The following is a 12,626-nucleotide window of genomic DNA, read 5'->3' on the forward strand; positions in this document are numbered from 1 at the left end:
CTTCGTCAGTGGTGGGTCATTCGTCATTCGTCATTTTTCAGAGGTCGGTGCGGTACTGCACGCCGTACACGGCGTCGCGGGCGCCGAGCGGCGACACCGACCGCACCACCCGCACCAGCACCGCCAGCCCGGCCGCCTCCGGGACGGCGTCGAACTCCAGGTACGCGTACTTCGTGGCGATCGGCTCGCTTGCCGAGAACGCCAGCCCGCCGACGGACACGTCCACGCACGCGGCGCGGACCGCCGCGTCGGCCGTGCCGTCCGAGTGGAGCGGGTGGACCGTCACCGGCAGCGTCGTCGCCACCCGCGGGTGTTTGCGGCGGTCCTCGACGTTCCCGAGCTCCCGGCGGATGTCGGCCACCAGCCGGGGGATCACGTCGCTGGCGACCTGAACGAACTGGCGGTCCGGCTCGCCGGTCAGGTAGCCGGTAACGCACGCCTCGCCGACCGACTTCCCGGGCTTCGGCAGCTGCACCTCGACCGCGAACCCCGTCTTCTTCTTCGAGAACCAGCCGCCGCCCGCGGCCGTGCGGCGGAGGACCACCAGCCCCGGCTCCGGCTGCTCGACCGTCACCGCCCAGGTTTTCTGGAGGACGCTGAGCTTCAGCGGCACCACCTGCGGGGGGACGGTGGACGGGAACCGGCACACCCACGCCCCGTCGGCGGTGTGGCCGAGGTCGCCGGGCAGCTGCGGCACCCGGCCCTCGCCGGCCGCCGCCCGGACCACCGCGTGGGCGAAGTCGGTGCCCGACACCGCCGCCCGCGGCAGCGCTTCGCCGCGCAGCAGGCCGGCCGGGATGACCGACTTGATCGGGTTCACGCGGACCCGCTCCGCCGGCTCCGGCTCGGCCACCGGCAGGTCTTCCGGGGTCGCCGCGACCGGCGCGCGGGCGGGTGTCGGCGGCAGCGGCGGCAGCGGCACCCCGGGCCGGCTCCCGCCGGGCGGCAGCGGCACCCCCGGCCGGCTGCCCGGCGGCCCCGTTCGGACGCCGGGGTTCGACGCCCCGGGCGTGCCGAACCGCGTGCCGGGGGGCGACATCCCCGGCGTCACCAGCCGCGGCACCGTCTGCCAGGTGGCGTTCTTGCTCATCTCCCCGGTCCGCGCCGCTTCCCCGGACAGCGGCGGCTGCGGGTGGCGGCCGGTCAGATCGCCGGTCGGCGGCGTGGTGTCGATGACGCGCGCCGAGCGCGGGACCGCGGCGTTCCGCCCGGCCGGCGGGTCGTCCTCGGGCTGGTAGTCGGCCTCGCGCAGCGCGCGGGCGAAGGCGAGGCACGACGGGAAGCGGTCCTCCGGCTTCTTCTGCAGCGCCGTCCACACCGGGCCGCGGTCGCACGCCGGCAGCGCCGACACGTCCGGCTCGCTGGACACGTGCGCCAGCATCATCTGCTGCGGCGTCCGGGCCGGGTACGGGAACTCGCCGGTCAGCAGCTCGCAGTACACGAGCGCCAGGCTGTACTGGTCGGACCGCGTGTGGATGGACCCGCGGAGCGTCTCGGGGGCGACGAACTTCGGCGTCAGCCCGCGGCTCTCGCCGCCGCCGCCGAGCTGCGCCACCAGCCCGTAGTCGCCGACCTTCACGTGCCCGGCGGTGACGAACAGGTTGGCCGGCTTCACGTCGAGGTGCTGCAGCCCGTACTGGTCGGAGATCACGTCCAGCGCCTCGGCCGCCTCGATGAGGTAGCCGACGAGCTCGGCCCGCGGGATGCCCCGCAGGCCGGCGGCGCGGCAGTCGGCGAACCGGTCCTGCAGCTGCTGGTCGGCCAGCTCCATCACCATGACGAGCTCGCCGCCGAGGACTTCGACCCGCTCGAGGCTGAGGAGGAACGGGTGGCGGATCTCCTTGATCCGCTCGAAGGCGTCGAGCTCCTGGCGGAACTGGGCGGCCTCGCCGTCGAGGCCGGCGGAGACGAACTTGACGGCCTTCTTCAGGCCGCCGGGGGCGACGCAGGCCCAAACTTCGCCGAACCCGCCGCGGCCGAGGGGGCGGGTCAGGGTGTAGCCCGGGAGCGGCTCGTCGCCCGGACTGTGGGCGGTGGCGGCGAGGGCGGCATCGCCGCCGTCGGGGTCACGGGGCATGGGCGGGCCGGTCGTCAGGGGGTCGGTTGACCCAAGCGTAGGACACAATTCGTGCGACGGTCGGAATTTGCCCGCGACGGCGAAGTTCTGTTCCGGCCTGAACCGGCGGGGGCTCGGGGGAGGTGGGTCAGCCGGACCGGCGGGCGCGGGCGATGAGCTGATCGACGCTGTAGATGCCGGTCTTCGTGGGGTGCTCGGCGGCCTCGTTGCCGTCGTCGTCGTAGCGGAGGCGGAGCCGCGCGAGCAAATCGGCCCGCTCGGCAGGGGTGAGGTCGCCGACGTGCTGGAGAATGGCGTCCACGGTCATCATTCGCCCCCTGGTACGGTCGATTGTATACCGCCGGCCCAGCGGCCGCACCAGCCCGACCGCCCGGGGAACGCCCAAAGCTCGGCCCGAGTGTATTGTGTGCACGGCTCCCCCCGGGGGGTCAGGGCACGCAATGAGTGGATGCCACAAAAGAGTGTCGGAGCGACGCGGCCGCGTCGGGTCAGTCGAGGGGGGTGGTCTCGCCGCCGTCGCGGGTGACGGCGGCCCAGAAGGCGGACGGGTCGATGCCGCCGCGGACGGTCCGCACGGAGCCGTCGAACAGCAGGACGAGCATGCCGCCCGGGTGCGGCGTCTGGGGGAGGTTCGGGTCGCAGTCCTCGACCTGCGGGGCCACCTGGAACGTCGCCCCGGCGCGGGACGGCTGCGTGACGCCGTTGGCGGTCACCGGCACCACGTCGCCGTAGTAGGCGTCGGCGAACGAGCCGCGGCGGTGTCGATTCAGTTGGTCGTAATATTGATCGGGCGGTGCACCCATGACCGAGGACCCGATGAGACTATGGGAGAAGTTGTAACGGATTCCGGGGCCGCACCTTGCGTAATGTTCTCCGAACGCGATGGTCGCGGACGTCCCGTCGGGGTAGCCCTCCGGGAGGCGGTAGGCGGCGTAGAAGGCGACGAGGTTCGCGGCGTAGCTCGTATTACCCAGGCCATTCACGGTGTGAGACTCACGGATTCCGGCTGACTTTCGCCTGACGGGTCTTCTTCCCCTCGTCGAGCAACCGGGCCGTGGAAACATGTGGGCTCTTGTCCTTGATCCGTCGGGTCGCCGTCCTCGTCGGCTTCCGGGGCGGCGCTTTCTTGATCCTCCCAAGGTCGACCTTGCCCGCCCACTCGCGGAGGTGGCCGGCCAACTCCGGGCTGGGCATCGGACCGAACGCCTCCCATTCCGACGCGGGCAGGGCGATCATCATCCCCGCGTACACCATCGCCCACTCCAGCGCCAGGTAATACCCCGACACCTCCTCCTGCACCTTCTTCTCACCATGCACCGCCCGCAGGGCCGCCTTCAGTACGGCCAGCACGTTGTACGCGGCCACCGCCACGCAGAACCCGAACAGCGCGGCCCTGGGGTACCCCAGGGTGTTCACCTCACAGTTCAAGGCGACTGTCAACTCGTGGAAGGCCCCCTCGATCTTCCACCGCTTGAGGTAGATCTCGGCCACCTTCTTGGCCGGCACCTTCGCCGGCAGGTTGGTCAGGATCTCCACCTCCGCGTCCCCGTCCGCGGTCGGCGCCCGCAGCCGCACCCGCACCTGCCGCAGGCGCACCAACCGCGCCCCACCCCAGCAGACCCAGACCCGCCGCTCGCCCACCCAGCCCCGGTCCGTCGCGACCTCGGCCCCGTACCCGGCTTCGGCCTCGACGCTCAGGTTCCCGTGGCGTCGGATGACGACGTAGGCCCGCCGGGCGGCCACCTCACACAGGAACTCCGCCGTGCAGAAGTTGCGGTCCGCGACCCACACGTCCCGCTCCCGCACCAGCGGCACAATCTGGTCGATCAGCGCCCGCTCCTGGGTGTGGGCGTCCTCGCACGGGACGATGTCGGTGACCAGCATCAGGGCCGGGTCGAGCACGACCAAACTCTGCCCGGGCAAGGGGCCGGCGGTGTGCCCCCGGGTGACGCCCAGCCGCCGCTGGGTGGCGGCCAGGTGGTTGCCGTCGAGGACCCGCACCCGGTAGCCCGGCAGCAGGCTCTTGCACCCCCCGCCCAGCGCGGTGATCAGCCCCTCGCACCGGCCCGACACGTGCGCGACCAGCCCCGCGGACACGCCCGTCTCGATGTTCCGGAGCTTGTCGTAGACGCACTTGAGGGTGACCGGGACGCGGTCCCGCAGGTGCCGGTAGGCGGCCTGGACGTGGAGGGCCTTGCCGCCGACCACCAGGGTCATCAGATCGACCGTCGTGGAGAACAGCAACTCCCGGGTGTACCCGCGCTCGGCGGTCCGGTCGAACAGCGCGTCGAGGGCCGAGGCCGAGAGGGCGTGCTCGATGGTCGCCCGGGACATCACGCTGAGCGGGCTCTCCTCTAGGAACCGCTCGAAGACCCCACCGAACAGCATGGGCGCGCCCTCTCCCTGGCTTGGCCAAGTCCCTGCCAGCGGACGGCTTACGACCGGGATGCGTCACCGTGAATGGCCTGCTCGTATTACCCCAACCGGATTGTTCGTCCGGGATCGGGTAGGTGATCACGAACCGCGTCGGGTCAGCTGGGCTGAGGAAGAACGCGACGTGCGGGCCGTACTGCTTCTCCGGCGCGACGAAAGGTGTGACCTCGTTGAGGGGTGATCCGCTCCGGTGGTCCAGGTCTCCGATCAAGTTGTAACTCGGCACGCGACCGCCCCGGCACTCGACCCACTGGTGTAGCCCCAGCCCGATCTGCCGCAGCTTGTTGGCACTCTGCGCGCGGACGGCCGCCTCCCGGACCTTCTGAACGGCAGGAAGAAGGAGGCCGATCAGCACGGCCAGAATCGCGACGGCGACGAGGAGTTCGAGCAGGGTGAGGGCGGCCCGCCGGTCGGTCGGCTTCGTCCGTGCCATTCCCGCTCCTTCGGCTCGCTCGCGGTGGCCGGGCGGGAGGTGAACCGCGAAAACACCTGTCCGCCGCCCACTGCCGTGTTGTACCCGCGCGGCGCGGCCGCCCACAAGGCCGCGCCCCCGAGCCCAGGAACGTGCCCATGTCGCGCAAGCCGTCGGTCCTCATCACGGGCGCGTCGGGCGAGATGGGGCACGGCCTCATCGAGCGCCTCGCCGCCGCCGAGCCCGACCGGCCGGTCGTCACCCTCGACGTGAACCCGCTGCCGCCCGAGGTCGCGCCCAAGGTTCGCGCCCAGATCGTCGGCTCCATCCTCGACCGCGAGGTGCTCGACCGTGTCAACGCCGAGTACGAGGTCGATCGCGTCTTCCACCTCGCCGCGCTCCTCAGCACCCGCAGCGAGTTCAGCCCGGCGCTGGCCCACAAGGTGAACGTCGAGGGCACCCTCAACCTGCTGGAGTTCGCGCAGAAGGAGGGCGAGAGCCACGGCCGGCCGGTCGTGTTCTTCTACCCGTCCAGCATCGCCGCCTACGGCCTGCCCGACCTGCCCACCAAGGCGCAGGCCGGCCGCGTCGCGGAGGACTTGTTCAACGTGCCGACGACGATGTACGGGGCGAACAAGCTGTACTGCGAACACCTCGGCCGGTATTACGCCCGCCACTACAAGCAGCTGTCGGCCGGGCCGTCGGCGGCGAAGGTGGACTTCCGGTGCATCCGCTTCCCCGGGCTCATATCGGCGGTGACGGTGCCGAGCGGCGGCACCAGCGACTACGCCCCGGAGATGATCCACGCCGCGGCGGAAGGCAAACCCTACGCCTGCTTCGTGCGGCCGGACACGCGCATCCCGTTCATGGCGATGCCGGACGCGGTGGACGCCATCTTCCGGCTGGTGACGGCCCCGCGCGAGGCGCTGACGCGGACGGTGTACAACATCGGCGCGTTCGCCCCCACGGCCGGGGAGGTGGCGGCGGTGGTGCACGAGGCGTTTCCGGGCGCGTCGATGACGACGGACGTGGACGAGAAGCGGCAGGGGATTGTGGACAGCTGGCCGGCGGACGTGGACGACGGCGCCGCGCGCCGCGACTGGGGCCACGCCCCGCGGTACGACTTCGCGGCGGCGTTCGGCGACTACCTGATCCCGACCATCCGCAAGCGCTACGGGGGCTGACGGCGGCTCGGCCGGCGTGGTAGAATCGGGTATTCACCCGCGAGCCGCCCGGCAGGTGACGACGTGGGCACCGAAGACACCGGCAGCCGGGGCGAGGCGGAGTGCCACATTCTGCTGTCGGAACTCTGCGGGCGGCGCGACCCGTTGTTCCGGCCTCAGTTCCTCGGGGACAAGCACCCGGCCCTCGACTTCCTGGTCATTCTGCTAGACCGGCCGGAGTTCTACTTTTTCGTCCAAGTGAAGGCCACCCGGCTGGGCTACACCAAAAACCCCCGGCGGCTGCGGGTGTCGTTGGAGCAGGCGGAGGTCGATCAACTGGTCGCGTGCCCGGCCCCGACTTATCTCGTGGGGGTGGACGCGGCGGCCCGGGGTGTCGGGTATCTCCTCTCGGTAAACGAGCCCCGGAGGCGGGTGGCGAGCCTGACGACGAAGTTCCCGATCGACAGCACCCTGCTGCTCGACCTTCAGGACGAAGTGGTCGCCTTCTGGACGACCCAACACACCCGGCTCCGTAACTCCCGGTTTCGTGAATAGGGGTGCGGCATGGCGACCGAAAAGCTCCCGTGGTTCGTGACCGAGCGGAGCGAAATCCTGACCACGCTGCTCGTGACCGAGCGGCCTGATCTGCGGCTCCTCCACCGGCGGGAGCGGGAGGACGGGGTGGACTTCGTGGTCGGGCTCGGCGGCGCGGCCGGGCTCGACACCCGGATGTTCGTCATCCAGGTGCGCGGGACGACGACGTCTGACCCGGACGAGTGCCGCCGGGCCGTAGACCACCTGATCCCGGGCGACCCGGCAGCCATCTTCGGGCCGACGTGCGTGTTCGTGATCGACGTCCGCGACAACCGGCACTTCTACGCATGGGTCGCGGCCCCGGCGGTCGAGCGCGGGCGGCCGGTCCTCCGGTTCCCCGAGGTGCCGGACTTCCAACCGCTCGACCGCGCGGCGCTCGACCAGATCGTCGACCGGGTTGCCGGCTGGCACGCCGCGCTCGCCCGGGTGCTGCAACCCGCGTAACCGCCCCGCCGGCCCCCGCCCCCACTTCGCCTTCCGCGCCGCGCCACGAGCGGCTATCATGCCCTTTCGCGCACGTCCGTTCACCGCCGAGTGTTCCGCCGATGGCCGACCGCAAGTTCGCGCACCTCCACCTCCACACCCACTACAGCCTCCTCGACGGGTTCAACCGCATCCCCGCCCTCGTCGAACAGACCGCCAAGCTCGGCATGACCGCTCTGGCCGTCACCGACCACGGCAACCTGTACGGCGCGATCGAGTTCTACACCAAGTGCCGCGAGAAGGGGATCAACCCCGTCATCGGCTACGAGGCGTACCTCGCCCCCGGCGCCCGCACCGAGAAGAAGGCGGCGCGGCAGGGCGACGCCTACAGCCACCTCACGCTCCTCGCCAAGAACGAGCAGGGCTTCCGCAACCTCATCAAGCTGTCCAGCATCGCCTTCCTCGAAGGGTTCTACTACCACCCGCGCATCGACCGCGAGGTGCTGGAGGCGCACAAGGACGGCCTCATCTGCCTCAGCGGCTGCCTCGCCGGCGAGTTCAACCAGTACATCCTCGCCGACAAGCCGAAGGAGGCGAAGGCGCTCGCGGCGTGGTTCGCCAGGCTGTTCGGCAAGGATTTTTACGTCGAGATCCAGAACAACGGCATCGGCCTGCAGGACCAGTGCACGCCGGTCGCGGTCGAGATCGCCAACAAGCTGGGCGTGCCGCTCGTGGCCACGGCCGACGCGCACTACCTGTGCGCGACCGACGCCGAGGCGCACGACGTGCTGTTCTGCATCAACACCGGCCAGAAGCGCGACCCGCGCAAGCGCAAGTACCCCGAAGAGCGGATGCCGAACCCGTACTACGTCCGCTCGCCGGACGACATGTACAAGCTGTTCCCCGGGTTCGAGGACGCCGTCGCCCGCAGCCAGGAAATCGCCGACGGGGTGGACATCCGCCTCGACTTCAAGAAGCGCCACTTCCCGGTGTTCCAGCCGCCGACGGGGATGACGCCCGAGGACTACCTGCGCCAGCTGTGCGTCGAGGGCGTGAGGGAGCGGTACGGCGACAACCCCTCCGACGCGGTGACGGCCCGGCTGGAACACGAGCTGAACACCATCAACAAGATGGGGTTCGCCAGCTACTTCCTCATCGTGTGGGACTTCGTCCGCTACGCGCGCGCCGAGGGCATCCCGAGCACGGCCCGCGGCTCCGGGTGCGGGGCGATCGTGTCGTACGTGCTGTACCTCAGCCACGTCTGCCCGCTGGAGTACGACCTGCTGTTCGAGCGGTTCCTCGACCCGAACCGGAGCGAGGCGCCCGACATCGACATCGACTTCTGCCAGGACCGCCGCGGGCTGGTGATCGAGTACGTGAAGCGGAAGTACGGCGCCGAGAGCGTGGCGCAGATCGGCACGTTCGGCACGCTCGCCGCGAAGGCGGCGCTGAAGGACGTGGGCCGCGTGCTCGACGTGCCGCTCGACCGGGTGAACGCGCTGTGCAAGCTGGTGCCGATGAAGGGGGCCATCGCCGCCGACCTGGACGAGGCGATGGCGTCGCCGGACTTCCGCCGCGAGTACGACCAGGACCCGCAGGTGAAGACGCTCGTCGACATCGCGCTGAAGTTGGAGGGCACGAACCGCAACGTGGGGACGCACGCCGCCGGCGTGGTGATCGCCAACGGGCCGATCACCGACTACGTGCCGGTGCAGCGGCCGCCGAAGAAGGGCGCCGACGGGTCGGAAGCGTCCGACGTGACGATGACGACGCAGTGGGAGATGGGCATCCTCGAGAAGGTCGGGATGCTCAAGATGGACTTCCTGGGCCTCCGCAACCTGACGGTGCTGGACAACTGCGTGAAGCTGATCAAGCGGACGCGCGGCCTCGACGTCGACCCGATGGCGTTCCCGCTGGACGACAAGGCGACGTACGACCTGCTCCAGCGCGGCGACGCGAAGGGGGTGTTCCAGCTCGAAAGCGAGGGCATCCGCGAGCTGCTGAAGCGGATGAAGCCGGACAACATCCGCGACCTGATCGCGGTGCTGGCGCTGTACCGCCCCGGCCCGCTGGAGGGCGGGATGGTGGACGAGTACATCGAGTGCAAGCACGGCCGCCGCAAGCCCGCGTACCCGCACCCGATCACCGAGCCGATCCTGGTCGAGACCCACGGGGTCATGGTGTACCAGGAGCAGGTGATGCGCATCCTGAACAAGCTCGGCGGCATCGAGCTGGCGCAGGCGTACGCGTGCATCAAGGCCATCTCGAAGAAGAAGTACGACATCATCGACGCCCGCAAGGCCGACTTCGTGAAGGGGTGCGTGGCCAACGGGCTGACGGAGGAGAAGGGCGCGGAGATCTTCGACCTGATCGTGAAGTTCGGGGGGTACGGGTTCAACAAGTCACACACGGCCGCGTACGCGCAGATCGGGTACCAGACGGCGTACCTGAAGACGCACTTCACCGCCGAGTACATGGCGGCGCTGCTGTCGTCCGAGATCGACGACGGCAACAAGCGCGACGTGATGGTCGACCACATCGCCGACGCCCGCCGGCTCGGCGTCGACGTGCTGCCGCCGGACGTGAACCGCGGCCTCGCCGACTTTACGGTTCACAACAACCGCATCGTCTTCGGCCTCACCGCCATCAAGGGGCTCGGCCGCGGCGCCGCCCAGGAGATCGTCCGCGCCCGCGAGCAGGACGGCAAGTTCAAGGACATCTTCGACTTCGCCGAGCGCGTGGACCGCCGCACCGTCCAGAAGGCCGCCGTCGAGAAGATGGTGCAGGCCGGCGCGTTCGACGCCTTCGGCAAGCGGGCGGCGCTGTTCCAGGCCATCCCGAAGGCGTACCAGTCGGCCGACGAGAAGGCCAGCGAGCGGAAGCGCGGGCAGAAGAACTTCTTCGACATGTTCGGCGACGGCGACGACGGCGCGGGGCCGGCCAAGGCCGGCACCGCCCACGGCCTGCTCGACGTGCCCGAGTGGCCGGACGCCGAGAAGCTGAAGTTCGAGAAGGAGGCGCTCGACTTCTACGTCAGCAGCCACCCGCTGGCGCAGCACGACGACCAGCTGAAGCGGTTCCGCACCCACGACGCGGCGCAGGTGCTGAAGCTGCCGACCGGCACGTCGGTGCTCGTCGCCGGGATGGTGACGCAGTTCCAGATGCGCACCGCCCAGAAGAGCGGCAAGCGGTGGGGCATGTTCTACCTCGAAGACTTCACCGGCCAGTGCAAGTGCATCCTGTGGAGCGACGAGTACGCGCGGCTGAAGGACGTGGTGGTGAACGACGCGGTGTTCCTGTTCGAGGGCGTGGTGGAGTGGCGCGAGGGCGGCAGCAGCGGCGACCTGATCGTCAAGAAGGTGCTGACCGTGGACGAGGCCCGCCGCGAGATGACGAAGAGCCTGCTGCTGAAGATGCCGTACACCGACGACCAGGAAGTGCTGCGGAAGCTGGACGCGGTGAGTTTGGTGCTGAAGCGGAACCGCGGGCAGACGCCGGTGTACCTGAGCGTGCGCGACGGGAACGGCCGGCAGGTGCAGCTGAAGGTGAGCGCCGAGCTGGCGATCAACCCGGGCACGCTGCGGGCCGAGGAGCTGGAGATGCTGCTCGGGCCGGGGGCGGTGCTGTTCACCCGGTAGGGGCGTAAGCTAGCAGCCCCGGCGAGCCGGGAGCGTGAGCGACCGGAGTCCGACGCCACTCGCGCCGCGTCGGACTCCGGTCGCTCACGCTCCCGGCTCGCCAGCACCACGCGAGACCCCATGACCCGCCCCCTGGCCCTGGTGACCGGCGCGAGCGCCGGGATCGGCAAGGAGATCGCCCGCGTCCTCGCCGCCGACCACGACCTCGTCCTGTCCGCCCGCCGGGCCGACGAGCTCGCCGCCCTCGCCGCCGAGCTCGGCGGCACCAGCTGCACCGTCGTCCCCGCCGACCTCGCCGACCCCGCCGCGCCGCAGCTCCTCTTCGACGCCGTCGCCGCCGGCGGCCGGCCGCTCGACGTGCTGGTCAACAACGCCGGCTTCGGCGACTTCGGGTACTTCGCCACGGCCGACCTGCCGAAGCTGCTCCGGATGGTGCAGGTGAACTGCACCGCGCTCACGGAGCTCACCCACCGCTTCCTGCCGGGCATGGTCGAGCGGAAGACCGGCCGGGTGCTGAACGTCGGCTCGGTGGCGGGCTTCCAGCCGGGGCCGCTGATGGCCGTGTACTACGCGACGAAGGCGTACGTGAACTCGCTGTCGCAGGCGCTGTCGAACGAGCTGGCCGGGACCGGCGTGACGGTGACGTGCCTGTGCCCGGGGCCGACGCGGACGGAGTTCGCGGCGGCGGCGGGGCGGCGGGAGGGGAAGTCGTTCAGCGTGGCGCAGCGGCTGACGGCGCGGGACGTGGCCGAGATCGGCGTGTCGGCGATGACGCGCGGCACGCCGGTGGTGGTGCCGGGGATGGGGAACAAGCTGCTGATCGCGGCGGAGCGGCTGCTGCCGCGCGGGGCCGTGGTGCGGGCGGTGCGGTGGATGCAGCAGAAGAGAATGCCTGAGGCGTAATTTGGAATTGGTCCGTTGAAATTTGGCTGACGAGCGGCTCAGCCCCGAGAAGTCGGTCCTGGGCCTGCCCCGCTCGTCAGCCAAATTACAACGGACCAATTACAACGGACGTCTCACGCCATCGCCACCATCACGCCGGCGCCGACCGGCGCCGTGGTGTCCATCGGGCTCGGGGTGTGCGTCAGCGCCTCGCCAGCCCGGCGGCGGACCTCGGCGTCGTCGTCCTCGACCACCAGCCGCAGCGCCGCCGCCACCTGCGGGTCGTCCGGGGCCATCTGACCCAACAGGGTCGCACAGCGGCCGCGCAGCTCGGGGTCGATGTGGCCGAGCCCCTGCACCACGGCGCCAAGCGCCGGCCGGCCCACCTTCCGCAGCGACGCCGCGGCTACGACGCGGGTGCGCGTCTCGGGCTCGCCGAGCATCGTCACCAGGCCGGGGGCCGCGGCCTGCGCCGCGGGGCCGAGGCGGCCGGACGTGCCGGCGGCGTCGCGGCGGACGCTCGGGTCCGGGTCGCGGAGGCAGTTCACCAGCGCCGGCAGCGCGGCCAGCGCGTGCGTGCCGAAGTCGCCGAGCGCCCGCGCCGCCCGCCGCCGCACCCGGGCGTACGGGTCCTTCAGCGCCGTCGTCAGCGCCGCCACCCGCTTCGACGGCGACACGGCCAGCTCGGCGAGCGCCACCACGGCCAGCTCGCGGACTTGGCCGTTGGGGTTCTTCTGGGCGTCGGTCAGCACGTCGAGCGCGATGCCGGTCTGCGCGTCGGGGAGCCCGTGCACCAGGATGGTGAACACGAGCTTGTGCATGACCTGCGGCGTGAGCGGTTCCATGGCGGCCGGTCGTGGTGCGGAGGGCGAGCCGTCGTGGCGTCGGCGGGTGTGAAACCTTAGCTCACCGCGCCGGCGGCTGTCGGGCCGCGGCCGCGGATTTTGCCCCGCCCGCAGAACCGGACGCGTGGGATTCGGCTCCCGCCTCATTTCCCGGCCCCC

General features: G+C 70.7%; 10 protein-coding genes and 1 pseudogene. 5 read left to right on the forward strand and 6 right to left on the reverse strand.

Annotated features, from left to right (window positions below; all coding sequences use genetic code 11):
- Nucleotides 1-37: 37 nt before the first annotated feature.
- The 5 genes and pseudogenes from ETAA1_RS01265 to ETAA1_RS33720 form a co-directional block, all read right to left on the reverse strand.
- Nucleotides 38-2,077: a serine/threonine-protein kinase gene (locus ETAA1_RS01265; protein ID WP_145233602.1), complete on the reverse strand. Its 2,040-nt coding sequence runs from the start codon at nt 2,075-2,077 to the stop codon at nt 38-40.
- 127 nt (nt 2,078-2,204) lie between these two features.
- Nucleotides 2,205-2,384 carry a hypothetical protein gene (locus tag ETAA1_RS01270; RefSeq protein WP_145233603.1) on the reverse strand — a complete coding sequence of 60 codons (180 nt, stop codon included), beginning with the start codon at nt 2,382-2,384 and terminating at the stop codon, nt 2,205-2,207.
- 181 nt (nt 2,385-2,565) lie between these two features.
- Nucleotides 2,566-2,880, reverse strand: a complete 315-nt coding sequence (locus tag ETAA1_RS01275) for an H-X9-DG-CTERM domain-containing protein (protein ID WP_145233605.1) — start codon at nt 2,878-2,880, stop codon at nt 2,566-2,568.
- A 190-nt stretch (nt 2,881-3,070) separates the two neighbouring features.
- Nucleotides 3,071-4,465, reverse strand: a complete 1,395-nt coding sequence (locus ETAA1_RS01280; RefSeq protein WP_145233609.1) for a transposase — start codon at nt 4,463-4,465, stop codon at nt 3,071-3,073.
- A gap of 412 nt (nt 4,466-4,877) precedes the next feature.
- Nucleotides 4,878-4,943: pseudogene (locus tag ETAA1_RS33720) on the reverse strand (hypothetical protein); the annotation flags it as partial.
- Nucleotides 4,944-5,080: 137 nt separating this feature from the next.
- On the opposite strand from ETAA1_RS33720, the gene ETAA1_RS01290 reads away from it, so the two are divergent.
- From ETAA1_RS01290 to ETAA1_RS01310, 5 genes are all read left to right on the forward strand, one after another.
- A complete protein-coding gene (locus tag ETAA1_RS01290; protein WP_145233612.1) occupies nt 5,081-6,106 on the forward strand; it encodes an NAD-dependent epimerase/dehydratase family protein in 1,026 nt (341 codons plus the stop codon).
- A 63-nt stretch (nt 6,107-6,169) separates the two neighbouring features.
- Nucleotides 6,170-6,640: a DUF4365 domain-containing protein gene (locus ETAA1_RS01295; RefSeq protein WP_145233613.1), complete on the forward strand. Its 471-nt coding sequence runs from the start codon at nt 6,170-6,172 to the stop codon at nt 6,638-6,640.
- Nucleotides 6,641-6,649: 9 nt separating this feature from the next.
- On the forward strand, nt 6,650-7,123 hold the full coding sequence (locus ETAA1_RS01300) for a hypothetical protein (protein ID WP_145233615.1): 474 nt from the start codon (nt 6,650-6,652) through the stop codon (nt 7,121-7,123).
- 101 nt (nt 7,124-7,224) lie between these two features.
- Complete coding sequence (gene dnaE / locus ETAA1_RS01305) at nt 7,225-10,740, forward strand: DNA polymerase III subunit alpha (RefSeq protein WP_145233616.1); 3,516 nt, start codon at nt 7,225-7,227, stop codon at nt 10,738-10,740.
- A gap of 120 nt (nt 10,741-10,860) precedes the next feature.
- Complete coding sequence (locus ETAA1_RS01310; RefSeq protein ID WP_145233618.1) at nt 10,861-11,643, forward strand: SDR family NAD(P)-dependent oxidoreductase; 783 nt, start codon at nt 10,861-10,863, stop codon at nt 11,641-11,643.
- Between the two features lie 113 nt (nt 11,644-11,756).
- On the opposite strand, the gene ETAA1_RS01315 is transcribed toward ETAA1_RS01310, so the two are convergent.
- Nucleotides 11,757-12,467 carry a HEAT repeat domain-containing protein gene (locus ETAA1_RS01315; protein ID WP_202920578.1) on the reverse strand — a complete coding sequence of 237 codons (711 nt, stop codon included), beginning with the start codon at nt 12,465-12,467 and terminating at the stop codon, nt 11,757-11,759.
- Nucleotides 12,468-12,626: the final 159 nt, after the last annotated feature.

The organism is Urbifossiella limnaea (assembly GCF_007747215.1).
In the GTDB taxonomy this organism is placed as follows: domain Bacteria; phylum Planctomycetota; class Planctomycetia; order Gemmatales; family Gemmataceae; genus Urbifossiella; species Urbifossiella limnaea.